The organism is Ruegeria sp. HKCCD3925 (genome assembly GCF_057221175.1).
In genome coordinates this window covers 602,355-626,425 of record NZ_JBWVBI010000001.1, presented here as the reverse complement: position 1 = coordinate 626,425, position 24,071 = coordinate 602,355, and the positions used below count along the sequence as shown (strand labels likewise).

Annotated in this window: 20 protein-coding genes; 6 read left to right on the top strand and 14 right to left on the bottom strand. The window is 56.4% G+C overall.

The genetic code is table 11. The features are described 5' to 3' along the window. Positions 1–84: 84 nt before the first annotated feature. Positions 85–1,308, top strand: a complete 1,224-nt coding sequence (locus AC2TEM_RS03145; protein ID WP_170421233.1) for a cytochrome P450 — start codon at positions 85–87, stop codon at positions 1,306–1,308. 35 nt (positions 1,309–1,343) lie between these two features. On the opposite strand, the gene AC2TEM_RS03140 is transcribed toward AC2TEM_RS03145, so the two are convergent. The 9 genes from AC2TEM_RS03140 to AC2TEM_RS03100 all read right to left on the bottom strand — a co-directional run bounded on the left by AC2TEM_RS03140 (position 1,344) and on the right by AC2TEM_RS03100 (position 12,898). Further along, the gene (locus AC2TEM_RS03140) at positions 1,344–2,714 is read right to left on the bottom strand and encodes a sensor histidine kinase (protein ID WP_170421235.1); all 1,371 of its coding nucleotides are present in this window, start codon (positions 2,712–2,714) and stop codon (positions 1,344–1,346) included. Beyond that, positions 2,707–3,387, bottom strand: a complete 681-nt coding sequence (locus tag AC2TEM_RS03135) for a response regulator transcription factor (protein WP_170393316.1) — start codon at positions 3,385–3,387, stop codon at positions 2,707–2,709. Before AC2TEM_RS03135 ends, AC2TEM_RS03140 begins: the two co-directional genes overlap by 8 nt. A gap of 163 nt (positions 3,388–3,550) precedes the next feature. Next, complete coding sequence (locus tag AC2TEM_RS03130) at positions 3,551–4,987, bottom strand: DegQ family serine endoprotease (RefSeq protein WP_170421237.1); 1,437 nt, start codon at positions 4,985–4,987, stop codon at positions 3,551–3,553. A 746-nt stretch (positions 4,988–5,733) separates the two neighbouring features. Continuing rightward, complete coding sequence (locus tag AC2TEM_RS03125; protein ID WP_170421239.1) at positions 5,734–6,348, bottom strand: nucleotidyltransferase family protein; 615 nt, start codon at positions 6,346–6,348, stop codon at positions 5,734–5,736. A gap of 31 nt (positions 6,349–6,379) precedes the next feature. Beyond that, positions 6,380–8,797: a GcvT family protein gene (locus AC2TEM_RS03120; protein ID WP_170421241.1), complete on the bottom strand. Its 2,418-nt coding sequence runs from the start codon at positions 8,795–8,797 to the stop codon at positions 6,380–6,382. 105 nt (positions 8,798–8,902) lie between these two features. Continuing rightward, positions 8,903–10,210 (bottom strand): HlyC/CorC family transporter, encoded by a 1,308-nt coding sequence (locus AC2TEM_RS03115; RefSeq protein ID WP_170393312.1) that lies wholly within the window; start codon positions 10,208–10,210, stop codon positions 8,903–8,905. Positions 10,211–10,273: 63 nt separating this feature from the next. Continuing rightward, on the bottom strand, positions 10,274–11,230 hold the full coding sequence (locus AC2TEM_RS03110) for a site-specific tyrosine recombinase XerD (protein ID WP_170421243.1): 957 nt from the start codon (positions 11,228–11,230) through the stop codon (positions 10,274–10,276). 2 nt (positions 11,231–11,232) lie between these two features. Continuing rightward, complete coding sequence (locus AC2TEM_RS03105; protein WP_170421245.1) at positions 11,233–12,759, bottom strand: hypothetical protein; 1,527 nt, start codon at positions 12,757–12,759, stop codon at positions 11,233–11,235. Further along, on the bottom strand, positions 12,749–12,898 hold the full coding sequence (locus tag AC2TEM_RS03100) for a hypothetical protein (RefSeq protein ID WP_170393309.1): 150 nt from the start codon (positions 12,896–12,898) through the stop codon (positions 12,749–12,751). The genes AC2TEM_RS03105 and AC2TEM_RS03100 overlap by 11 nt, the downstream gene beginning before the upstream one ends. A gap of 79 nt (positions 12,899–12,977) precedes the next feature. Here AC2TEM_RS03100 and AC2TEM_RS03095 point away from each other — a divergent pair, with 79 nt between their 5' ends. Then, entirely contained in the window at positions 12,978–13,565 is a 588-nt protein-coding gene (locus tag AC2TEM_RS03095; protein WP_170421247.1) for a shikimate kinase, read from the top strand. Beyond that, a complete protein-coding gene (gene aroB, locus AC2TEM_RS03090; RefSeq protein ID WP_170421249.1) occupies positions 13,565–14,677 on the top strand; it encodes a 3-dehydroquinate synthase in 1,113 nt (370 codons plus the stop codon). The genes AC2TEM_RS03095 and aroB overlap by 1 nt, the downstream gene beginning before the upstream one ends. A 3-nt stretch (positions 14,678–14,680) precedes the next feature. On the opposite strand, the gene AC2TEM_RS03085 is transcribed toward aroB, so the two are convergent. Then, positions 14,681–15,751, bottom strand: a complete 1,071-nt coding sequence (locus tag AC2TEM_RS03085) for a site-2 protease family protein (RefSeq protein ID WP_480855979.1) — start codon at positions 15,749–15,751, stop codon at positions 14,681–14,683. Positions 15,752–15,769: 18 nt separating this feature from the next. Then, on the bottom strand, positions 15,770–16,255 hold the full coding sequence (gene ssb / locus AC2TEM_RS03080) for a single-stranded DNA-binding protein (RefSeq protein ID WP_170393305.1): 486 nt from the start codon (positions 16,253–16,255) through the stop codon (positions 15,770–15,772). Between the two features lie 207 nt (positions 16,256–16,462). Here ssb and AC2TEM_RS03075 point away from each other — a divergent pair, with 207 nt between their 5' ends. The 3 genes from AC2TEM_RS03075 to AC2TEM_RS03065 all read left to right on the top strand — a co-directional run bounded on the left by AC2TEM_RS03075 (position 16,463) and on the right by AC2TEM_RS03065 (position 19,207). Beyond that, a complete protein-coding gene (locus AC2TEM_RS03075; RefSeq protein ID WP_170421251.1) occupies positions 16,463–17,041 on the top strand; it encodes a lytic transglycosylase domain-containing protein in 579 nt (192 codons plus the stop codon). An 87-nt stretch (positions 17,042–17,128) separates the two neighbouring features. After that, positions 17,129–18,091, top strand: a complete 963-nt coding sequence (locus AC2TEM_RS03070) for a LuxR C-terminal-related transcriptional regulator (protein WP_170393303.1) — start codon at positions 17,129–17,131, stop codon at positions 18,089–18,091. 129 nt (positions 18,092–18,220) lie between these two features. Continuing rightward, a complete protein-coding gene (locus tag AC2TEM_RS03065; protein ID WP_170421253.1) occupies positions 18,221–19,207 on the top strand; it encodes an MBL fold metallo-hydrolase in 987 nt (328 codons plus the stop codon). A gap of 115 nt (positions 19,208–19,322) precedes the next feature. Here the strand turns inward: AC2TEM_RS03065 and AC2TEM_RS03060 are convergent, their stop codons facing one another. From AC2TEM_RS03060 to AC2TEM_RS03050, 3 genes are all read right to left on the bottom strand, one after another. Beyond that, positions 19,323–21,410 carry a dipeptide ABC transporter ATP-binding protein gene (locus AC2TEM_RS03060; RefSeq protein ID WP_170393301.1) on the bottom strand — a complete coding sequence of 696 codons (2,088 nt, stop codon included), beginning with the start codon at positions 21,408–21,410 and terminating at the stop codon, positions 19,323–19,325. Positions 21,411–21,503: 93 nt separating this feature from the next. Beyond that, complete coding sequence (locus AC2TEM_RS03055; RefSeq protein ID WP_170393300.1) at positions 21,504–22,967, bottom strand: ABC transporter permease subunit; 1,464 nt, start codon at positions 22,965–22,967, stop codon at positions 21,504–21,506. A gap of 13 nt (positions 22,968–22,980) precedes the next feature. Then, positions 22,981–24,027, bottom strand: coding sequence for an ABC transporter permease (locus tag AC2TEM_RS03050; RefSeq protein WP_170393299.1), 1,047 nt, complete (start codon positions 24,025–24,027; stop codon positions 22,981–22,983). Positions 24,028–24,071 lie beyond the last annotated feature (44 nt).

Sequence of the window (24,071 nt, the reverse complement as noted above, 5' to 3'; positions counted from 1 at the left end):
TTATCCCGCCCGATACGGCCTGTCACCCGCTCAAGGTTGTTTGCAGCTTCCCTTTCCGCTACCCAAGCGTTGGAGGGGTCAAGCATGAACGATCTAAGCCTAGAGAATGTCGCGCAAAATTTGGACCTGATGAACCCGCCCGAGGGGTTTGTCGACGACCCGTTCCCCTTTTATGATGCACTGCTTAAGCATGCGCCTGTATTGCGGCAGCCGGACGGTTCCATGTTGTTGTCGCGCCATGCGGATCTGGATGCCATTTATCGCAACACGACGCTTTATTCCTCGGATAAGGAGGCTGCGTTCGGCCCTAAATTCGGTGTTGGCTCGCCGTTATTCGAACATCATACAACTTCACTGGTGTTCTCCGATCCACCGCTGCACACGCGGGTGCGCAAGATCATGACCTCAGCCCTGACGCCCCGGGCAATCGCGCGGATGGAGCCGGGTCTGATCGAAACCGTTGATACGCTGCTGGATGATATGGCGGGCAGGGGACGGGTTGATCTGATTGCGGATTTTGCCTCGACCATTCCAATCCAAATCATCGGCAATCTGCTGGATGTACCGATGGATGAACGCGCGCCTCTGCGCGATTGGTCTCTGGCTATCCTTGGTGCTTTGGAACCCGCTTTGACGGAAGCTCAGCTGGAAAAGGGTCACACTGCTGTTCGCGACTTCAAAACTTACCTTCGGGATCTCGTCGCCCGTCGTCGCGCAAAACCGGGAGATCCGGAAACAGATGTTCTGACACGTCTGATCCGTGGCGAAGGCGCGGATGAGATGCTGAGCGAGATTGAGCTTCTGCAAAACTGCATCTTCATACTGAACGCGGGCCACGAAACGACCACCAATCTGATCGGCAATGGGCTGGCGCTGCTTCATGACTATCCAGAACAACGCCAAAGACTGTTGGAAGATGGCGAATTGATTGCTCCGGCGGTTGAAGAGGTCTTGCGCTTTCGGTCGCCCAACCAATTTGGCAACCGGGAAACTACGTCGGACGTTGAAATCCGAGGACATCAGATCGCCAAAGGAACGAACCTGCATCTATGTATCGGGGCAGCGAACCGTGATCCCGAGGTGTTCACCGACCCGACCCGGTTTGACATCACACGCAAGCCGAACAGGCACCTAGCTTTCGCAGGCGGGCCGCATGTCTGCGTTGGCCTGACTTTGGCGCGTCTTGAAGGTCGTGTTGCATTGGGCCGGTTGTTGAATCGTTATCCCGATTACCAGATTCAAGGAAAACGGATGCAGGGTGGTCGCATTCGCTTTCACGGATACGCTTTCTTGCCTGCAGTTATGTAATTTTATCAAGGCTATAGTAGATGTTCTTCATGTAATTACGAATTGCGTGACAACTTCAGAGTTGTCTCAAGCCCTGGCTTCCGGTTACGCGCAAGAAATGTGCCGCCGTGCATATGCGAAATTGCCGCCACAAGCGCCAGTCCAAGACCGGCATTGCGGCCTGTCCTTGCAGGATCAAGCGTCACAAACGGCATCTGCAATCGGGGCAGATCGCTTTCGGGTACGCCAGGGCCCCGGTCGCGAACGCTGAGTAACGCATAGTCGCCGTTGTCTTGAATTTCGATGGTGATCGCTGTGCCGGGCGGGGCGTAGCGCATGGCGTTTTCAAGAAGGTTCGACAGTGCTTGAGACAGCAGAGGGCGATGGCCTTGGATTGGGTCCGCGTTTCCAACGACCTCAAGTCGGATGTTCTGATCAGACGCGACAGGTTCGTATAACTCAACCACGTCACCGACCAGTTGCAAAAGCTTTACCGGTTCAAATTGTTCGCGGCCCAGACCGGCCTCGGCGCGCGAAATCTCGGTCAGTTGGCTGAGAACGCGCAGCAGGTGATCAATCTCGCCAGTCGCGCGCGCCATGTCGATCTCGCGATCTTGATCGCTTTTGCCGGGCTCAGCCAGGGATTCGACCCGTTGCCGCAGTCGCGACAGGGGAGAGCGCAGGTCATGAGCAATAGAATTGGACGTTGTGCGCAGGTTGCTGATCAGTTCTTCAATACGATCCAGCATGTTGTTCAATGTGGCCGCGACCTGATCGAATTCATCGCCCGTGCCTCGTAGAGGCATGCGCAGAGCTAAATCTCCGGAAACGATATTGTCGGCTGTATTGGCGATGTCTTTCAGTCGTGAAAACACCAGCCGGGTCAGCAGCCAGCCGGTCAATAAACTCAGCGCCAATGCCGTGGCAAGTGCCAGCGCGACAGACCGGAACAGAACCCGGTCGAATTGCTGTCTAGCCAATGAATCACGCCCGACAAGCAGCCTCTCACCACCCGGCAGCCGGACTGAAGCGGCAGAGATCGGGACATATTGATCCGTATCTTCTTTGCGAAGCTGAAGATCGACCCAGCCGCTGCCCGGAGTTATCCCTTCCGGCCAATGCGTCAGGTTGCCCGCCAGTTTCGTGCCTTGCCGACCTGTCAGCAGGTACAAGGCATCCCGCTCAGCCGCTGTCGGCAAACGGCGGTCGATGGCAGAGATCAACCCGATCATGCCACGCCGTTCATATTCATCTGCGAGGCCCGTAAGCTCGGCCTGAACGACCGAACGCGTCTCGCCTGAAATCGTGCGATTGGCCGTAAAATACACCATCGTCAGAACGGTCGCCGTCAGCAAAGTGCTAAGCACCATGCTGGCCAGAACCAACCGAGTACGAGAGTTTTTCAGCGACAGGCGCAGGTTATCCATCCGAAACCATGTATCCGGCGCCTCGGACTGTTTCAATCACCGGGTCAGCTCCGTCTTCATCAAGTTGGCGGCGCAGTTTCGAAATATGGACGTCGACCACGTTGGTGTTCGGGTCAAAGTGGTAATCCCACACACCTTCAAGCAACATCGTGCGCGAGACGACGCGGTTTTTTCGGCGCAGAAAGAACTCCAGAATTTGAAATTCGCGCGGGGTCAGGGTGATTTCACGACCGTTGCGTGTGACCTTGCGGGTCAACAGATCCATTTCGAGATCGCGGCAGGCAAGGGTCGGCGTTTCTTCGGCTTCTTGCGGTCGACGCAACAGGGCTTCGATCCGGGCATGAAGTTCCTGGAATGAAAATGGTTTGACCAGATAATCGTCTGCGCCCGCGCGGAGGCCTTTGACTCGCTCGTCCACTGCACTCATGGCGGTTAACATCAGAACAGGTGTTTTCAACCCAGCCGCACGCATTGACTTAATCAGTGATAACCCGTCCAGCCCGGGAAGCATTCGGTCCAGTACGACCGCATCAAATCCGCCGTCAGTTGCGTGGTACAGGCCTTCGCGGCCATCTGATGCGACTTCGACAACATAGCCTTCTTCACCAAATCCCTTGGCAATGAAGTCCCGTGTGTCTTGGTCATCTTCAACGATCAACAAGCGTCTGCTCATGGTCAGGGCTCCTTCCCAATGGGATTTAAACACACATACTCTTTGAAAAAAACATGCCGGGTGCAAAGGTGCACCCGGCTGTTCCGGCGGCACGTGGACAATCCGTGCCTGCCAGAATAAGCGCTCCAGATTTCCCCATCATGTGGCGCGCTTAGGTGTAGGGTTAGGCGATTTCGACCGCGACGAAGATCTGGTTGCCACCGCGATTGATCAAAACCAGAGCTGGATCCGTCTTTTCGTTCTCCAGCGCTTCTTTCAAAGCGTCTGGCGTAACGGTATCCAGATTGCCCAGTCGAACGATCACATCACCACGCTGCAATCCGGCCTTGGCCGCAGGGCTTTCGGGCTCCAGATCGGTGACAACAACACCATCGACGTTCTCGGCCACGCCAATCTCGGCGCGGGCGGTTTCGGTCAGCGGTGCCACGGTTACGCCCAGCGACGTACCTTCGAACTTGTCTTCAACCACGCTATCGGTAGCCGCCGAGGCTGACTGATGCTGACCGATTGTCAGTTCGATCTGTTCTTCTTTGCCATTTCGAAGAACAGTCAGCGTGCTATCAGTACCTACCTTGGTCGTGCCAACCAGGATCGGAAGATCGCTACTGGAATCAACGGCTTCGTCATTGAAGGTCAGGATCACGTCACCTTGCTGCAGTACGCCATCGGCCGGGCTGTCAGGTACAACATCCGATACCAGCGCACCTGTTGCCGTATCGATACCCATCGCAGCAGCCAGTTCGGGGCTGACATTCTGGATCGACACTCCCAACCAACCGCGGCTGACCTCGCCGTCATCGCGCAGATCAGCCGTGATGTGATCTACAATATTCGAAGTCACCGCAAAGCCGAGCCCGACTGAGCCGCCGCTGGGCGAATAGATCGCCGAGTTCACACCGATCACCTCACCATCCATGTTGAATAGCGGACCACCCGAGTTGCCTTTGTTGATAGCAGCGTCGGTCTGGATGAATTCGGCGTAGGGACCTTCCGAAATATTGCGCCCCTTCGCGGAAACAATACCGGTCGTAACAGTTGCATTCAGGCCAAACGGGTTGCCGATGGCGACGACGTCTTCGCCCACGCGAATGACATCGCTGTCACCCATTTGAACGGCTTGCAGGTCTTCTCCTGCGTCGATTTTAAGCACGGCGATGTCAGTAAGCGGATCTGTACCAACGATTTCAGCTTCGAATGTGCGGTTATCGCTCAGACGTACGGTCACTTCGCTAGCGTTATCGACAACGTGGTGGTTGGTGACGATGTATCCTGCCTTATCCAGCACAAAGCCTGATCCCAAACCCTGGCTGGGGCCTCGCTGCGGCATGTCAAATCCTTCAGGACCGCCGAACCGCTTAAAGAACTCGCCAAAGGGATGGTTTTCGAGGTCGAACTCTTGACCTTGTGTGGGGCGTGGTTTGGCATCTTGCTTGGCGGTGATCGTGACCACCGAAGGCGAGACGGTTTCGACCAGATCGGCCAGAGCCTCGTCTGCCATTGCGGGCAGGGCGGTGGTGGCCATCATGGCCGCGCCCAGTGCGGTAGCTCCCATCCAGCTGGATGTGCGTGGAATAAGCAGTGAGGATTTACGGATGCTCATTTTGACTCCTGTCTATTTCGGCGGTTGATCCCGCGCATTGAGACAGGAGATGCACTGGCAACCTTGGGATATCCTGAGAGAAATATTAAGAAACCTTAATTTCGCCACGTTTCGCCGCTTTAATGACTCCGTTCAACGTGCTCGGGTAGCAAGAATCAGCTTGGGTGCTATGTGGCGAATCGGTGGATTGTTGCCGATAAAGTCAATAATTTCGAAAAAGCATTGAATTGATTCATTTTTGTTAACAAAGAAACGACGCTTTTGCGGTCTCAAAAATACTTCTCCTAAAAGTTGCGTGAGATGGAGTGTTCAAATTTCGAACGCGCCCGTCGATGCCTTTGAAATAGGTAAGTTAGCCGTATTCTAAGTGCGCAACTGACGGAAACTTCTGGAAAAAGTATAAGTCGATGCAACCATTGGTAGAATCCAGAGTGTTGCATTGTTGCTCAAAAGCCAGTGCGCCTGCGCTGAAATTTACCATTTCATCCAATTTTACATTGTTTGAACGCATCGGATCAGCGACATTGGAGTTGCCCAAGTGAGGGGGGTCTTAGGCACTAGGGGGTGTCAAAGGCGCATCTCAGTCTCCATAGCGCTGAGCGGCATGTTAACGAGGGGGTCTTGTTTAGGTTCAGCAGCACAACGTCGGGAAGCCTGATTGGCGATCTGACCGCGCTTTAGAGATTGGTGAAAGTGGTAGTCCTGTTTTTGGGCATGCGACCCGGTCATTATTGACCGGGTCGCGTTTATTTGAGGGGCTGCTTTTGCGGTCGGCCCGCATTCCAACGGGTCCAATCGGCGGGTGTATCCAAATCAAGCAGCGCATTCTGGGCGGGCAGGCGATGCAGATGAACCTTGCCCTTGTAGCGTTGCACGACAATCTGCGCGCCGCTGTCACCGTTCAGTTCCGAAAGCTCTGAAAATAGAGAACGATCAAAGACGACAGGATGGCCGGGAGCGCCTTCCTCAGTAGCCCCACGCCATATCAGATTGTCAGGGTGGGTTTTGACTGATCGGAGAACGCTGTTCAGGTCTTGGGTTGTGAGGTCCGGAAGGTCCGATAACAGGATCATGACCGCAGGTGCATTTGCTGGAATGGAGGCCATTGCGCCTCTCAAACTGGCATTCATGCCTTCTTGCGCATTTGGGATTTCGACCAGTTGAACACCGAGGCCCTCCAGCACCGTATATCGGGGATGTGGGGCCGGGGGCAGGGCGATGATAACGTGACCTGCGACAAGCGCCCGCTGAGCCACTCGGCGCAGAAGCGGCACGCCTTCAATCGGTTGCATTAACTTATCAGCACCACCCATGCGGCTGGATTGCCCGGCAGCGAGCAGGATGATGGGAATCTGGGTCATTTCGCAAGCATGCCGTCGGTGGATTAATAAGTCATCCCCGCATTCTTGCGCCATCGGGATCGAAAAGTAGGGTCGTGATGACACGCGCATTGTGCATCTGACCTAGAATTTCAATTTCAACCGCACGTCCCTCGGTGGCCTGTTCAGTCGGGAGGAACCCCATGGCAATCGACTTGCCCGCAAAGTGCGAATACCCACCAGATGTACAGAAGCCGACAACAACGCCGTCTAACCAGATCGGTTCGTACGCGTTTACATCTGCATCTGCCGCGTCGACCTCAAAAGCCACCAAGCGGCGATCAGCGCCAGATGCGCGCTCGGCCTCCGCCGCTGCTCGGCCTATGAAATCGCTGCTCTTGGAGAATGAGATGAACCGATCCAACCCGGTTTCTGCAGCTGTATAGTCGGGTGAAAATTCTCGCATCCACGAGCCAAAGAACTTGTCCAGACGCAGACTCATCATTGCGCGCATGCCAAATGGGGTCATGTCATGGGCTTGACCCGCTTGCCACAAACTCCACCAGAGTTGCCGTTGGGCCATTGGGTCGCAATAAATCTCATAACCCAGATCGCCGGTATAGCTGACACGCTGAACGATGCAGTCGGTCATGCCAATTGTCATCTCGCGCACGTCGAGGAACCTGAGCGAGTTGACTGCTTCTCGGGTGCAGGCCGACAAAACCTCGGTGGCCTTGGGGCCTGCGATCTGAAACCCATTCAACCGGTCGCTGATGTTCTCGATGCCCACGCCACGGTCCTGGTTTTGCAGGAACCAGCGCATATGAAATGCCTGACTGCCGTATGAGGCGGTCAGGTGAAACAGGTCGTCGCCCAAGCAGGAGACGGTGAAATCCCCGATCAGCTTACCTTTATGCGACAACATTGGCGTCAGTGAAACGCGGCCTGGTTTGGGTATGCGGCCCGCCATGATGCGATCCAGCCATGCACGAGCACCGGCACCGGTAATACGGTATTTTCCGAAATTGTGGACTTCGTTGATCCCAACACCTCCACGCACGGCACGAACTTCGCGGCCGGTGGCCTCAAAGGCGTTGGAACGGCGGAACGAGGGTGTCTCGAAATCCGGTTCATCGCCTTGGGCAAAGTAGTTTGGTACTTCCAGCCCGTATTGCTGCCCCCAAACGGCACCGAGATCGCTGAAGATGTCGTACATTGGTGTGGTTCGGTTGGGACGCGCTGCAGGCAGTTCCTCGTTCGGATAAGCGACGCTGAACCGCTTCTGATAGTTCTCGATCACCTTGGGGCGCGTATAGCCCGGGCTGATCCAATCGCCAAACCGCGCCACATCCATGGCAAACACATCGCGTTCGGGTTCGCCTTCGATCATCCATTGAGCAAGGGTCAAGCCAACACCACCGCCTTGGCTGAAACCGGCCATGACACCGCAGGCTGACCAGTAGTTCCGCACGCCAGGCACCGGACCGACCAGAGGGTTGCCATCCGGGGCAAAGGTAAACGGCCCATGGATGACGGATTTGACACCCGCCTCAGCGAGAACAGGGAAGCGTTTGTAGGCGAATTCGATGCTATCGGTGATCTTGTCGAAGTCATCGGGCAGCAATTCATGGCCAAACTCCCACGGGGTGCCGTCGACCGCCCAAGGCTTGCAGGGCTGTTCGTAGAAGCCGATGCACAGTCCACGCCCTTCCTGCCGCAGATAGCTTTCGCCAGCGGGGTCCATCACATGCGGGTGCTCGCTACCTGCGTCGATGATGGCCTCGATCTCGGGTATGTTATCGGTGACCAGATATTGATGCTCCATCGGATGCAACGGGAAATAGATCCCGGCCATCGCACCGACCTCGCGCGCCCACAATCCGCCCGCATTGACGATATGTTCGGCGTGAATTGTACCCTTGTCGGTCACCACGTCCCAAGTTCCGTCCGGGCGCTGGTTGGTCTCGCGCACCATGCAATGTGTTTCGATCGTAGCCCCGCCCATACGCGCGGCCTTGGCGTATGCGTGTGTTGTACCCGACGGATCAAGGTGCCCGTCCAGCGGATCATACAGCGCACCAAGGATGCCATCGGTGTTGGTGATCGGAGCAATTTTTTTGATCTCCTCAGGCCCGACGATCTCGGTCTCAAGACCCATGAATCGGTGCTTGGCGCGTTCGGCAAGCAACATGTCGAACCGGTCTTGATTGTCGGCCAGCGTGACGCCGCCGACGTGGTGCAGGCCGCACGACATGCCCGTGATCTCTTCCAGCTCTTTGTACAGCCGGATGGTATAGCCCTGCAGGGCGGCCATGTTTGTGTCACCGTTCAGGGTGTGAAACCCGCCCGCCGCATGCCAGGTCGAACCGCTGGTCAGCTCAGACCGTTCCAGCAGCATCACATCCGACCAACCGAGCTTGGTCAGGTGATAGAGGACCGAGCATCCGACAACGCCGCCTCCGATAACTGCGACACGGGTGGTGGTTTTCACGATGTTTCTCCCTCGGCTTTTGGCCGAGCCTGCCGAGGGCTCTGGCGTATTACTGTTCCGTTCGCGACACCGCGCGTCGTTTGCTGAATACGCGCGCTGTAGGGCTTAGAGAGGACGAACCTTGAGGGCGGTGATCCTGTTGCCTTCGCGGGCCGTGACCTCAAATCGGAAACCGTGGAACGAGAATACTTGGCCCACAATGGGGATCATCTGAGCCTCGTGGATCACCAACCCGGCCAGCGTGTTGGCTTCTTCATCCGGCAGCGACCAGTCTAGCGCGCGGTTTGCGTCGCGGATGGTCATCGCGCCTTCGACCAGATACTGGCCGTCGTCAGATCGGGTAACGGGGACATCTTCGTCGATGTCGAACTCGTCTGCGATCTCGCCCACGATCTCTTCCAGAATATCTTCCAGCGTGATCAGCCCGCGCAGCGATCCGTATTCGTCGACAACCAAGGCAAAATGGCTGTGCATCCGAAGAAACTCACGCATCTGGTCGTCCAGAGTGGTGGTTTCGGGCACGAAATAAGGATCGTTGGCAACCTTCGCGATGTCGAAATTCTTAAGCCGCTCTGGATCACCATCCGCGCCACCTACCTGCGCATACATTGCGCGAAACAGGTCTTTGGCGTGCACGACACCCACGATGTTTTCCTGTTCTTCACGGAACACAGGCAGGCGGGTGTGCGGGCTTTCCAGACATTGTTTCAAGATCGCTTCGGGTTCGTCATCCGCATCGATCATCTCAATATTCGAGCGATGAAGCATGATCTCTTCCACCGCGCGGTCGCCAAGATCGAGCGCGCCCAGAATACGGTCGCGATCTTCTTTTTCGACCACACCTTCGGAATGGCCCAGTTGCAATGCGCCAGCGATTTCTTCACGGACCGCAAGGATGTTGCTATCAGGGTCGATCTGTACGCCGAACAGGCGCAATACACCGCGCACCAGCAGTCGGACGGCAGCCACCACCGGAGAGAACACCGTTACGACGACGCTGATAACGGGTGCCACCAAGGCGGCGGCTTTTTCGGCGTTGGTAATCGCGTAGGTCTTGGGCAGCACCTCGGCAAAGATCAGCACCAGAAGGGTCATCACGAGCGTCGCTAGCGCCACACCGCTTTCGCCGAACAGGCGAGTAAACAGGGCGGTTGCCAACGAAGCGGCAAGGATGTTGACAAGGTTGTTGCCGAGAAGGACCGAGCCGATCAGACGTTCGTTATCATCGGTGATTTCCAGCGCTTTTTTCGCCCCGCGCGAGCCTTTGTCAGCCTGCGCTCTCAGCTTGCCACGCGATGATGCGGTCAGCGCAGTTTCGGAGCCCGAGAAAAAGCCCGATAGGACAAGGAGAAGAAGAATGGATCCTGTCGTGATCCAGAATGCGCCATCAAGCAGAGAAGGAGTGGGTTCCATTGGTCCTAGGTTGTTCGTGTTGCTGCATTCGTTATGGGGGTGCGGGCCCGGCCAATCAAGGGGTTAGCCCTGATCTGTGGTGTCGTCTTTGGCCAGCGGGTGGTGTTCCAACACCAGTTCCGACAGGCGTTCATCCAGAACATGCGTATAGATCTCGGTTGTCGCCACATCTGCATGGCCCAACAGCGTCTGGATCGAGCGCAAATCCGCGCCATTGGCCAGCAGGTGCGTCGCAAACGCATGGCGCAGCGTATGAGGTGTGACTTTTTCAGGCAAAACACCGCCTTCGATCGCCAGTTCCTTGACCAGCAGAAAGAAGCGATGCCGCGTCAGGTGCCCGGACTTCCCGCGCGACGGGAACAGGAAACGTGACGCTTGCCCCCCTTTGGAAATGGCTTTTTCCTCCGCGGTATCGCGGGCTTTCAGCCAATCTGCCAACGCCTCGTGGGCAGGGGGGGACAGCGGAACCATCCGCTCTTTCCCGCCTTTGCCGAGAACCAGCAGCATGCGCGGATCACCTCTGGCTGAACTGACCGGCAGCGATACCAGTTCTGTCACCCGCATCCCCGTCGCATAGAGCAGTTCCATCAGGCACGTGTTGCGAATTTTGTCTGCGTCGGAACGACCCGTGCGCCGCGCTGCTGCAAGCAGGCGGTCAACTTCTGGCACGTCCAGTGTCTTAGGCAATCGCTTGGGGCGCCCTGGTCCCTTGATCTGGATGGCCGGGTTGCTTTCGCGCCAGCCTTCTTCGAAAGCAAATCGATACAATTGTTTGATCGCCGACAACCGCCGTGCCCTTGTCGAGCGCGACAGGCCCTGCGCATCGCAATCGATCAGGTAACCTTCGATCCGATCGCGATCCGCTTCGGAAAAGCCCGATTTCCGACGCGTCAACCAATCAGAGAAATCTTTCAGATCCCGGCCATAGGCGAGCAGGGTGTTGGTGGCAGCGCCAAGCTCGGCAGCTTGCGCTTCGAGGAAGGTGGAAATCCACAGCTCCTGAGACGCGGGCGCGGTCATGCTCAAGCCCCGTTCAATATCATCAACTGCAACGCGGCCCGACGTGCGGTGTCTTCAAGACCCACGCGGCGGAACGCAGCGATTGCAGCGGTCAGGTCGACCAGATTGCCGCGCGCGCCATGGGCGAACAATTGCATCGTTTCCAGAATGGCTTCGCCCAATTGATCGTTACTCAGCAGCCCGTCGATATCCGAAGGGATGGGCGCGGACCAGGCAAAGCCCTGCGAAATGGCATCCGCCAGAGGGGTTGGCGACGGCGCGCGTTGCGGATCGCCCTGTGCCAGGGCGGCCAGAAACATATTCGCATCGGAACCTTCGGGCACATCTTGCGCCGCGTCTTCATAAAGCTCGGACAACAGCAGAATACGCCACCGCAGATTCTCGGCGGCCGAACCAGATAGTTTCATTGCTGCCAGACGCGGGGCAAAAAGTTCGGCAAACGGAACCTCAAGCCCGACGGTTTTCATCTGAGCCCAGACCTCAACAAGAGTTTTGGAAACTGCCTCGGGATTTCCGGTTTCCAATGCGGTTTCGAACCGTTGGATGGCAGCCACGCGGTCCCAGACAGCACCCGAAGCAGCCGGCGAACGTTCGGTATATAGGCCAAGCAACTGATTGGGTGTCAGCGCCCCAATCCGCGTCAATCGTTCAGCAGCTTCGACCTGGGCTTTCCAGCCCGCCACATCGCGCAGATCGGCATTGGCGAACGCCCGTGGTAGTGAAGCCGTGGGCAAACGTTCACCAATGGCTTCGAACAGACGGAACGTAAGCGGATTCGGGTCGTCGGGCTGAGGAAGATACTCGGCCCCTTCGAACAATTCCGGGCTGAGAAAGCGATCGAGCAACGCAAGCTGGTCTTCGGGCAGCACCTGCAGCGCATGAGCGGCTTCGAGTGTCAGAGCAGCTGACGCCCAATCTCCACGACGGGCCTTGCAGAATATTTGCGCTGCGTAATCCCGAGACAAATTCGGCTGCGCGATCAGCGCGGTGCAACTCCGGTCTTCGTCACCCGTCAGCAACGTCGCATTGAACCAGCGTTTGAAACGAGCTTGCGTATCGGTCGGACCGGCCAGCTGAACCAGAGATTGTACCGGATCGGATGCGCCCAATTGCATAAGGCGGTCCAGTCGCGCCATCAGCAATTTGTCTTCTGCCTGTCCTCCGCTCGGGGGACGTGCCTCGGAAAGGAGCAGGGTGAACAGCAGCCGTTGCATTGCGGGGTTGGACTTGACCCGCACCTGCGCGATCAGTTCCGCCAAGCGATCCGCATCGCTGTTCTGCCACAAGTTGACCGGCAGACCTGTGACGGAAGAGGCCACCAAACCCAGCGGTGGCGACAGCGCTTCAAGCGGGGTGACCTGAATATCCGGCTGCAACCCTGTCTGGGTCACAGGCGGTTCCATCAGCACTGTGCCCGGCAGATTTTCTGGGGGGTCGGTCAGCCAGTCAATGATCGACAAGGGCTCCGTCGATTGTGCCTGCGCAGTTCCGGCCAGTAAAAACGCCAGAAGAGTGGTTCTAGTCGGCATTCAAGATGACCGGTTCGCGGACTTCACTTTGAGGAGCGGAAAAGTCCGCACCAAAAAACGGCCCGACATAGGCATACCCAACCAGCCCGATGAAACACAGGCAGATGAGGTAAATCAGGAACTTGATTAAACGGCCCATGGGTGAACGCTGCCTCAATTTTTGCTTTTGCCCAAGTTATAACTAGCATTTTTCTTAAGATCACGTCATTCACGACGAAATGAGCGAAATTAAGCATAACACGGTGCGTTCCGACACAGCGGCGCAGTTTCAACTGCACAAAACCGTCGTTTTGGTCGGAATGATGGGGGCTGGAAAGACTGCGGTGGGCCGGGCTCTGGCGGCTCGGCTCGGCGTTCCCTTTCTCGATAGCGATTCCGAGATCGAATCGGCGGCCAACATGACCATCCCCGAGATCTTTGCACGCGATGGTGAGGCGTTCTTTCGCAGCAAGGAAAGTCAGATCATCGGGCGGCTTCTGGACGAAGAAAAAGGCATCCTGTCGACCGGAGGCGGCGCGTTTCTGGCAGAAGGCAATCGAAAAATGATCTCAGATCGCGGTGCATCTGTGTGGTTGCGGGCCGATCTGAGCGTGTTGTGGAATCGCGTCAAACATAAAGACACGCGCCCGTTGCTGCGTACGGCAGACCCGTATGCAACGTTGCGCGGTTTGTACGAGGCGCGGGTGCCGATCTATGAACAGGCCGATCTGGTGGCTGACTCAGATGGCGAAACCGCAATCGAAGATATGGTGGATCGGGTGATTGCCGCATTGGTGACGCGCCCGGATATATTGGAACGAATTTAATGCATCAAACCGTACATGTTGATTTGGCCGAGCGTTCTTATGATGTAGAGATCGGCCCCGGCCTTTTGGCGCAATCAGGGGAACGGATTGCCCCGTTGTTAAAGCGCCCGCGCGTCGCGGTTCTGACTGATGAAACGGTCGCGGGCATGCATCTGGACGCCCTGCGCGATGGCTTGGCATCAGCCGGGGTCGGGATGAGCGCCCTGGCGCTACCAGCAGGTGAAGCGACCAAAAGCTGGCCGCATTTTGAGCGCGCTGTAGAATGGTTGCTGGCAGAGAAGGTCGAACGGAACGACATCGTCGTTGCGCTAGGTGGGGGTGTGATCGGTGATCTGGCGGGATTTGCTGCAGCAGTGATGCGGCGCGGGGTGCGCTTTGTTCAGATACCGACCTCGCTGCTGGCACAGGTCGACAGCTCGGTTGGCGGCAAGACCGGGATCAACGCGCCACAGGGCAAGAACCTGATTGGAGCGTTTCACCAGCCGTCACTGGTGTTGGCCGACACGGACGTGCTGGGCACGTTACAGGCGCGGGACTTTCTCGCTGGATATGGCGAAGTCGTCAAATATGGACTGCTGGGCGATGCCCAGTTCTTTGAGTGGCTTGAAGATAACGGGCCTCTGTTAGCATCCGGCGACATGGCTGCGCGCGTGCAGGCCGTCACACGCTCGGTTCAGATGAAGGCCGATATCGTGGCACGCGACGAGACCGAGCAGGGCGACCGGGCGCTGCTCAATCTTGGTCATACTTTCTGCCACGCGCTTGAGGCTGCAACCGATTATTCTGATCGATTGCTGCACGGTGAAGGTGTCGCCATCGGCTGTGCGCTGGCGTTTGAAACTTCTTCTCGGTTGGGGCTTTGCCCGCAAGAAGATCCAAGCCGTGTCAGGGCGCATTTGCGCGCCATGGGCATGAAGACTGATCTGGCCGATATTCCGGGTGAACTGCCGGATGCAGAAACACTGGTCGATCTGATGGCGCAGGACAAAAAGGTAATGGATGGCCAGTTGCGTTTCATTATGGCACGAGGCATCGGACAGGCGTTCGTCACTTCAGAAGTGCCGCGCGAGACAGTGGTCTCGGTGCTTGATGATGCGCTGGCCGCCTGCTGAGATTCAGCGCCCCTGGATTACCATCAGCTCGCCGATGTTTTCGCGGGTGATATAGCCAACCATGTGTCCCGATTTGGTACAAACAGCAATTGCGGGTGCACCTTTATGCAGGCCATTCAGAACTTGATCCAAACCGCTGGTGAGCGCGACTTGTGGTATGTCCTTATCCATAATCGACGCTGCAGGCTCGGATCGGGGATGGTCGCTTGCTAACGCTGCGAACAGTCGGTCACGGGTGACAAAACCCAAAAGGCTGCCATCCTCGGCCAAGACCGGAAACTCGTGCTGGGTCGTATGAATGACCGCTTGAGCCGCCGTCGCCAACGTATCATCGGGCGACAATGCCTTGAACTCGGTGATCATCGCATCCCGGGCCTTAACACGCCGCGCAACCGAACGTAGCGCAACGTCCTGGTTTTCGGAATTCGCGGCAATGAAGACAAAGACGGCGATCAGAACCAGTATCGGGTTGCCAGAGGTCAGCCCCAGAAAGCCAAGCCCGACCGCTACGATCTGACCGCCAAGGGCGGCGATCCGCGTGGCCTTGGTACGTTCCATCTTCATACATAGCAAGGCGCGGAATACACGCCCGCCGTCCATCGGAAATGCCGGGATCATGTTGAAGGCCGCCAGCAGCAGATTCACATAGGCCAGACGGCTCAATAGGTTCGTGCCTGCCGAGTCGATCTGGGCCAGCGATCCAAGTTGTATCCCCGCGCCTAAAACCACAAGGATGGCCCAGATGACGACGTTTACGGCCGGGCCTGCTAAGGCGACCCAAACCTCCTGCATCGGTTTTTCTGGCATCCGCTCAAGACGTGCCAGTCCACCGATTGGCAGCAAAGTGATATCAGGGGTGCGAATCCCGTATCGCCTTGCCATGAGCGCGTGACCGAATTCATGCGCCACGACACAAGCAAACAAAGCCAGAACGAACAGGATGTTGTTGAGCGCAGCGGGCCAACCGCCGCTGGAATACGCTGCAAAACCAACCCAGGCGAGCAGCAGGAAGAAGGTGACATGGACCCTCAGTTCCGAGCCGAGCAATCGGCCAAGTGAGAAGGACCATGCCATGTTGTTTCTCCGTTTGGTTTAGAACGGAATCTCGTCGTCATCGATGCCGCCGGATGCAGGGGCAGGGGCGCTGGACTGGCCGCCATAGGGATCACCATAGCCTCCTCCGGCCTGACCACCGCCATAGCCACCACCGCCGCCACCGCCTTCACCGCGGGCATCCAGCATAGTCAGCTCGCTGCGGTAAGGGCGCAGGACAACCTCAGTCGAATAGCGATCCTGCCCCGACTGATCCTGCCACTTGCGGGTCTCTAACTGGCCCTCGACATAGACTTTGCTGCCTTTACGCAAATACTGCTCGGCAACGCGAACCAGAGGTTCCGAAAAGATGGCGACTGTGTGCCATTGGGTTCGATCCCGACGCTCACCAGTGTTGCGGTCTTTCCATGTCTCTGACGTTGCGATGCGCAGGTTGCACACCTTACCACCGTTCTGGAACGACCGCACCTCGGGGTCGGCACCGAGATTGCCGATCAGAATGACCTTGTTGACTGAACCCGCCATATATTCCCTCGTTTTACTCTGACTGGATGGCGCCCGAATCTGGCGCTGTATTCTGGTGCTGACCCTATACGGGCTACGACTTGGTTGAAACATGATTGATCGTGCAACGCTGAGCAGGAAAACATTAGGACTGTCTTAACCAAGCTTTCATTTCCGGCTGATTTAACTATAATCTGATTGGTTGTTGAGGGTGCAGGATTGGCATTAATGCGTTTTCTGGTCGGCGGTATCTCGGTATTGGGTCTTTGTCTGACGTCGTTCGCGACGCAGGCAGAAACGCTGTCCACCAAGAATCGCAAGGCGATATTCCTCAAGCAATCCAAGGTTTTGGATAATCGGGCCGCTACGCAATATCGCGGCTCTGAACGGCTTAAACCCAAGACCGAGCGTGGGAAATTCGTCAAGCGTTACTCTGGTAACTATCGAGGCCAGTATCTGGATCATGCCAGAAAAGCAGCGCGGCAACATAACGTGCCGGAAGAACTTTTCCTGCGACTTGTTCAACAAGAAAGCGGGTGGAACCCGAATGCCAAATCCCACAAAGGGGCCTTGGGTCTTGCGCAACTGATGCCCCAGACCGCGCGGCTGCTTGGCGTCAATCCGCACGATCCGATCCAGAATCTGGAGGGTGGTGCGCGTTATCTTTCCTGGCAATACCGCAAGTTCAAGTCCTGGCGCCTTGCACTGGCAGCTTACAATGCAGGGCCCAAAGCAGTTGAAAAGCACGGCGGAATTCCACCCTACAAGGAAACCCAGAACTACGTAAAAGTGATCTGGGGGGGCTAGCTGCGCCGCAGCGTGTCTGTTTCTTGATCTACCGCCAAACGCTGTCCTAGTCTGATTGAATAACTTTTCGGACTGGTGCGAATTGCGATGATCCAAGATCGACCCAACATACCGCCCGAAACAATGGCGAACTGGCAGCGTTTGGTCGACCTTGTTTCGCAGCTGGCCGATGTGCCCGCCACTTTGATCATGAAGACCGAAGCGCCGGATCATGCGGTTCTGATCACATCGGATCATCCAGAAAACCCATACCCGGTCGGCATGAATTTTCGACTGAACCCCAAGCTCTATTGTCAGGGCGTTCTGGAACGCGACGGCGAATTTGTTGTCGAGGACGCAACCTGTGACCCGGCCTGGAGCGACAATGAGGACATGGAGCATGGTATGTCCTTCTATATCGGTTTTCCGCTGAAGTGGCCGGATGGTTCGGTATTCGGAACAATCTGCGTCTTGGACCGTCACCGCAATCGCCGAGCCTTGTTGTTTCGTGAAGGTTTGGCACAGTTTGCGCGCATGGTTGAATCGGATTTGGCTTTGATCCAAGAGGTTTACCTGCGCCGAGCGCTGGAAGTGAAGCTGAATGAAACTCTGGCGCAACTGGAGCACCGCGTCGCGGCGAGGACGCGTGAGCTGCAGGAAACAAACACGGCGCTACGGGTGCTGCTGACCAGTTTGGACGACGATCGGAAAGACCGGGATCAGGATATCGTAGATCAGGTTCGCACGTTGGTGTTGCCTTATCTGGACAAGTTGCGCGGGCTATTGACCGAAGGCGACGCCTCGCAAGTTTATCTGGATCTCGCCGAGCGTAATCTGCAAGAGATTACTTCAATGATTTCCGACAAACTATCGGATGCGTTTTCGGTCATGACGCCGACTGAGATCGAAATTGCTCAGCTGGTCATGTCGGGCAAAACCACGAAAGATATCGCCCGGGCGCTGTCGCGCGAAACTTCTACAATTGATTTTCATCGTAACAATATTCGTCGAAAACTTGGCCTCGAAGGCCGTGATCAGAACTTGCGAAGCCATCTTTTGTCGATTTCGTGATTTCTGAATATGGGGATTTCCCCCATATTCCCCCCCGATTTTTCTGATCTGAGCAACCTGTGCCACGCGCGCTAGGCTGGTCGCAAGGGTGCGGACCAAGCCGGGCCTTTTCAACTCGGGAGGATAAAAATGGATCGCAAAGATCTGAAACCCACAATTCTAAACGGAGAACGCGACACATTGGCAAGTGGTCTGTCGCGTCGGTCGTTCTTTATGGCTGCCGGGGCCGCCGGCGTCGGTGCAGGGGCCTCACTGTTGGGTAGCAAACCGGCCGAGGCGCAATCGCAGGCCTGGCTGCAGCCTGGCAATAATAACCACGTAATCGATCTACAGGGCTCGACTGGTCAGGCAAGCACGGGAGCGGTTGGAATAGATTATTACGGTCACTGCGCGATTAAAATCACCTCTCCAAACGGAGCGACCGTGTTGTTTGATCCTTGGCGCGATGATCCCTCCGGCGCATGGGGCCTGTGGTTCCGCAACGAGTTCCCGCAGATCCCAGTTGATATCACTATGTCCACTCATGCTCATTTTGACCATGACGCTATCGAGCGGCCAAGTTCCACAATGGTTTTAGACAGGATGGCGGGCAATTTTGAATTTGCTGATCTTAAGATCACAGGTTTTGCTGACAAACATGCCTGCGTTGCGCCGGGTTGGTACGAATGGACCAACGCCTTGGCCGAGTTTGGCGCGGAAGCTTGTCCGCCCAACAACGTCGGACATATGGATATGGTGGTCTACCTTGTCGAAACCGGAGGCATTCGCACCTTGATCTGGGGCGACAACCGCCACAATCCGCCTCAGGAGTTCTGGGATGCTATAGGACAGGTAGACGTGCTGACTTTGCCCGTCGACGGATCGGAACACATCCTTAGCTTCGATCAGGGCAACGATATTGTCGCCAAGCTCAAGCCCAAGATCATCATCCCGACGCATTACCTCAATGATGTTACGTCATACACGCTTACGACGCTGCAGACCGCAGACGATTGGGTAAAAAGCCAGCAGAGTTACAAGATGCTCGACAGCGCCAGTCTAAAACTGGAAGCCGGAGATGTGGCGGGTATGAATCAGGAGTTCATGCACTTCGGCAACAACGTGATGACGGGCTGATTACGATCAGAAACTGCCACTCACCCACGACCTGCGTCGCCTGTCTCCCCAAAAAACGTGACGCAAATTGAAAGGGCCGGTCTTTGACCGGCCCTTTTCTTTCGTTCGCGCGGATTTATTCGGCCGCAATTTTGATAACCGGCTCCATTTTGGCCAGAATGTCTTCGGCAAGGTGACATTTCACCTGATGACCATCCGCAAGTGTTTGCACCGGAGGCACATGGGATTCGCATCGCCCATCCGGCACTTCTGATTTCCAGCGACAGCGTGTTTGGAACGGGCAACCCGGCGGCGGGTTCATGGCCGAGGGGATATCGCCCTCAAGCACGATGTGCTGTTTTTCGATCGATGTGTCCGCGATTGGAACCGCACTTAGCAATGCCTCAGTGTAGGGATGATAGGGTGGGCTAAAGACCTGATCGGTGGTGCCCAGTTCAACCACATGCCCCAGATACATCACCATCACACGGTCACTGAGATAGCGCACGATTGAAAGGTCGTGACTGATGAACAGCAGCGTGGTTTTGTGCTCGCGCTGAATCTCCATCAACAGGTCCGTAACGGCAGCTTGTACAGATACGTCCAGTGCCGACACCGGTTCATCCGCAACCACGATCCGTGCATCACCGGCAAAGGCGCGGGCGATACCGACGCGCTGCTTCTGACCGCCTGATAGCTGGCGTGGCATCCTGTCCGCGAAGGCGCGGGGCAATTTCACGAGATCCAGCAGTTCCAGCATCCGCTTCTTGCGATCGGCCTCGGAGTCACCGACGCCAAAGATTTCCAGCGCCCGGATGATTTGACGGCCTACGGTCATCGACGGGTTCAGCGTGTCGAACGGGTTCTGAAACACCATCTGCACTTCGCCAACGGTCTTGGCGTCGCGTTCTTCGATGGGCACGTCCTCGATATTGCGATTGTCCAGCAGGATCTGCCCGTCGGTGGCTGTTTCTAGCCCCATCAAAACCTTCGCAAAAGTGGATTTGCCGCAACCGGATTCGCCGACAATGGCAAGCGTCTCGGATTCATGCGCTTCAAAGCTTAGCGTCTCATTGGCCTTGACCACTTTGGTTTCACCACCGCCGAACAATGCATTCGCAGCCACCTCATAGTATTTCTTGAGGTTATCCATTTTCAGAACAGTCCGGCCAATCTCGCCTTTCTCTTTCTGCTCACCTACTGTGATCGGTGCGTTCCAGTCGATTTCCTGGAATTTCAGACACCGCGTATGATGGCGGTCATTGCCCGGCACCGCCTCCATCAGAATGTCTTTTGCGTCACAGCGACCTTCTTCGAAATAGTCACAGCGCGGGCCAAAATTACAGCCTGGGGGGCGCTCATGGGGCAGGGGAAAGTTCCCCGGGATGGCAACCAGCGGGCGCGAGTTCTTATCTGCCCCCGGCAGCGGGATCGAGCGGAACAGCGCCTGCGTATACGGGTGCTGCATTTCGTCGAATACATCCTTGATCGAGCCACGCTCGACGGCCTCACCTGAATACATCACACACAGCCGGTCGCAGGTTTCCAGCACCAGACCCAGATTGTGCGAAATGAACAGCATCGAGGTGCCGTATTTCTTGCCCAGATCCTTGACCAACTCGACCACGGCGGCCTCGACCGTCACGTCCAGAGCGGTTGTTGGCTCATCCAAGATCAACAAGGCAGGTTTCGACATCAGCGCCATCGCAATCACGATCCGCTGCTGCTGACCGCCTGACAGCTGATGCGGGAACGAGTTCAGCATCCGCTCAGGGTCGGGCAGGCGTACATCGGTGACCACTTCCAACGCACGAGCATAGGCCTCTTCGGCACCAACGCCCTCATGAATCATTGGCACTTCCATCAGCTGTTTGCCGATCTTCATCGCCGGATTCAGCGAGGCCATCGGCTCCTGATAGATCATCGCGATTTCATTGCCACGTATGTCGCGCAGCTCTTCGGTGGTCATTTCACCCAGATCACGCCCTTTGAACTTGATCGAGCCACCGACGATGCGGCCATTCTTGCCCAAATCCTGCATGACACCCAGCGCCACGGTAGATTTCCCACAACCTGATTCACCCACCAAACCGACGGCTTCGCCGGGTTGCACACTGACCGAGAAATCCATCACGGCAGGGATCTCACGAAGGCGGGTAAAGAAGGAAATCGAAAGCTTGTCGATCTCCAGGATTGGCCCGTCATAATCCGCCAGTTTGTTCATCTTATTACTCCTCGCGAGAGTCCGGGGGTTCCCCTTCATCTGGCTAAAAATATCTCGGGGGTCCGGGGGCAGAGCCCCCGGCCTCGATCACAATCAGTCCTTCAGACTTTCTTCGCGCAGACCATCCGCCAGCAGGTTCAAGCCAAGAACCAGCGACAGCAATGCCAGCGCGGGCGGCAGTGCGGGATGTAGATAGATCGACAGAAGCTTGCGCCCCTCGTTGATCGTCGAGCCCCAGTCCGGGCTTTCCGGTGGCAGCCCCAGCCCAAAGAAACCCAAGGTTCCAAGCAGGATGGTCGTGTAGCCGATGCGCAGGCAGAAATCGACGATCAGCGGACCACGCGCGTTGGGCAGGATTTCCCACAGCATGATGTACCATGGACCCTCGCCGCGCGTTTGGGCCGCAGCCACATAGTCGCGAGTTTTGATGTCCAGCGCCAGTCCGCGCACGATGCGGAACACGGTCGGTGAGTTCACGAAGACCACCGAGACGAACACCACCAGAATACCGCCTGGAATATCGAACAGATCAAGGTAGGTCGGGAGACCCCAGATGCGGTAGCTGTCGGTGTTGATGATGTAGCCACCGGTCGAAATCAGCGACAGGTAGAGCCAGAGCGCAACACCCAGAACCCCGATCAACAAAGGCGTTCGAAAACTGGGACGCGTATAGAAACGCGAATTCAGCAGAACGCCGAGGAAGATGATCGGGAACACGAACAGGATCGCGGCCATATAGTTCGGCACGCCGGTCGCTACGATCTCGGGCGTGACCAAAAGGTAGAACAGCAAGATCACGGGAAAGGCCAGGATCAGGTTCGCGAGGAATGACAGGAGCGTATCCAGACGCCCGCCATAGTAGCCTGCGGGTAAACCCAGAGTGATACCAACCATGAAGGCAAACATCGTCGCCAGCGGCGCGATCTGCACGACGATCCAGGCACCTTTAACCATACGGCTAAAGACGTCGCGCGCGAGGTTATCTCCACCCAGCAAATACCAAGCGTATTGACCGTCCTCCAGATTGGGAAGCGGGGTGCCCGGCACCTTGTTCTTCATGCCTGAGACCTGCGACAGCGGATCGTGGGTTACGATCAGATCGAGTGCGCCAAATATGCCGGTGAACACCCAGAACATCACAAGGCCAAAGCCGATCATACCAATGGGGCTGTCGAACAGCTTGCCGTATAGGCCCAGCTTGCGCTTGAACGCAATCGACATCGCATAAAGGATGATCAGCGACAGCCAGACGGGCAGAAACTGCTGAGAGATTGCGCCGATGATGCCAGCACTGGTCCCCATCAGGATGCCAAGGACAATGTACGCCACCGCAATTCCCACACTTGCCAGAAAGCTATATCGCAGCGCCGATTGTATCAGGATTCTCAGGCCAGAGCTCGAACTGAGCGTCCCATCGGCATTCACAATCATCTGATCTTCGGGCAGCACGATACTTGCCAGCATCCAGACAACGATGGACAAAAGCATCAGTCCCAACGCAAGCATCAACAGCGGGTTCAGGAAGGCGATAGAGCCGGTCCAGGTAAGTGGTTCCATGATCTATCCCTCCTTACGAAATGCGGATGCGCGGGTTGAGGTAGACATAGCCGATATCCGAGATCAGCTGCGTCACCAGCACCACAAAGACCGACACGACCGAGATCGCCAGCAGAAGCTGTATGTCATTGTTGCCCGCCGCCTGTACAAGCGCCCAGCCAAAACCCTTGTAGTTGAACAGGGTCTCGACGATCACGACACCATTCAGCAGCCATGGGAACTGCAGCATAATGACAGTAAAGGGCGCGATAAGCGCGTTGCGCAGCGCGTGTTTCATGACGATATTCGGGAATGACACGCCTTTCAGACGCGCCGTCCTGATGTATTGCGCCGTCATCACCTCGGTCATTGAGGCGCGGGTCATCCGGGCGATATAGCCCATCCCGTAAAGCGCGATGGTCAGAACTGGTAGGAAGAAGTTCTCGAACGTCGGGTTCTCCATCGCTTGCGTGGCGGTGCCTTTGAACCATTTCAACCCGACGGCGGAGGATGTGAAGATCGCTATGAAGATAACGCCCGAGACGTATTCTGGCGTCGCCGTCGTCGTGATGGCAAAGGTTGAAAGCGTCCGGTCAGTGGCCGAACCTTCCTTCATCCCGGCCAGGATGCCCAGAATGAGTGCCGAAGGGACCATCAGCAGCATCACCCAGAACATCAGCCGTCCGGTCAGTGCCAGCCGGTTGCCAACAACGGTAGAGACCTCTTCCTTGAAGACAGTTGAATATCCCCAGTACCCCTGCAGGATACCGCAGAAATTCGGAGATTCCTCGGCAGTTTTGCCTGGCAGGATACATCTGCCCTGAACGGTACCGTCCTCATTCGTGTGTCGGAACGAGGGCAGGACACCCAGCCATTCACCGTATTTGATCGGCGTGGACTGGAGGTAGCCGTTTTTCTCTAGATAGCTTTCGACCTGTTCATCAGACATCCGGAAATTGCCCTGCGTCTTCGCAAGTTTTTCCAGGTTCGGATAGAGATTGGTAAGGAAGAAGACCAGGAATGTCAGGCACAACGCTGTAAGCAGCATAATCCCCACACGCCTTAGAATGAAAAGTCCCATGTTAGCCCCTGTTGATCGGCTGGCGTGACAGGCATTTCGCCCCA

Bases quoted from the DNA above. Each gene is read 5' to 3' on its own strand.
- ssb (WP_170393305.1), bottom strand. From the start codon at position 16,255: ATGGCGGGTTCAGTCAACAAGGTCATTCTGATCGGCAATCTCGGTGCC.
- AC2TEM_RS03110 (WP_170421243.1), bottom strand. From the start codon at position 11,230: ATGACCGCGCCCGCGTCTCAGGAGCTGTGGATTTCCACCTTCCTCGAA.
- AC2TEM_RS03115 (WP_170393312.1), bottom strand. From the start codon at position 10,210: ATGGAACCCACTCCTTCTCTGCTTGATGGCGCATTCTGGATCACGACA.
- AC2TEM_RS03070 (WP_170393303.1), top strand. From the start codon at position 17,129: ATGATCCAAGATCGACCCAACATACCGCCCGAAACAATGGCGAACTGG.
- AC2TEM_RS03145 (WP_170421233.1), top strand. From the start codon at position 85: ATGAACGATCTAAGCCTAGAGAATGTCGCGCAAAATTTGGACCTGATG.
- AC2TEM_RS03105 (WP_170421245.1), bottom strand. From the start codon at position 12,759: ATGCCGACTAGAACCACTCTTCTGGCGTTTTTACTGGCCGGAACTGCG.
- AC2TEM_RS03140 (WP_170421235.1), bottom strand. From the start codon at position 2,714: ATGGATAACCTGCGCCTGTCGCTGAAAAACTCTCGTACTCGGTTGGTT.
- AC2TEM_RS03095 (WP_170421247.1), top strand. From the start codon at position 12,978: ATGAGCGAAATTAAGCATAACACGGTGCGTTCCGACACAGCGGCGCAG.
- AC2TEM_RS03060 (WP_170393301.1), bottom strand. From the start codon at position 21,410: ATGAACAAACTGGCGGATTATGACGGGCCAATCCTGGAGATCGACAAG.
- AC2TEM_RS03100 (WP_170393309.1), bottom strand. From the start codon at position 12,898: ATGGGCCGTTTAATCAAGTTCCTGATTTACCTCATCTGCCTGTGTTTC.
- AC2TEM_RS03055 (WP_170393300.1), bottom strand. From the start codon at position 22,967: ATGGAACCACTTACCTGGACCGGCTCTATCGCCTTCCTGAACCCGCTG.
- AC2TEM_RS03065 (WP_170421253.1), top strand. From the start codon at position 18,221: ATGGATCGCAAAGATCTGAAACCCACAATTCTAAACGGAGAACGCGAC.
- AC2TEM_RS03130 (WP_170421237.1), bottom strand. From the start codon at position 4,987: ATGAGCATCCGTAAATCCTCACTGCTTATTCCACGCACATCCAGCTGG.
- AC2TEM_RS03050 (WP_170393299.1), bottom strand. From the start codon at position 24,027: ATGGGACTTTTCATTCTAAGGCGTGTGGGGATTATGCTGCTTACAGCG.
- AC2TEM_RS03135 (WP_170393316.1), bottom strand. From the start codon at position 3,387: ATGAGCAGACGCTTGTTGATCGTTGAAGATGACCAAGACACACGGGAC.
- AC2TEM_RS03085 (WP_480855979.1), bottom strand. From the start codon at position 15,751: ATGGCATGGTCCTTCTCACTTGGCCGATTGCTCGGCTCGGAACTGAGG.
- AC2TEM_RS03075 (WP_170421251.1), top strand. From the start codon at position 16,463: ATGCGTTTTCTGGTCGGCGGTATCTCGGTATTGGGTCTTTGTCTGACG.
- AC2TEM_RS03125 (WP_170421239.1), bottom strand. From the start codon at position 6,348: ATGACCCAGATTCCCATCATCCTGCTCGCTGCCGGGCAATCCAGCCGC.
- aroB (WP_170421249.1), top strand. From the start codon at position 13,565: ATGCATCAAACCGTACATGTTGATTTGGCCGAGCGTTCTTATGATGTA.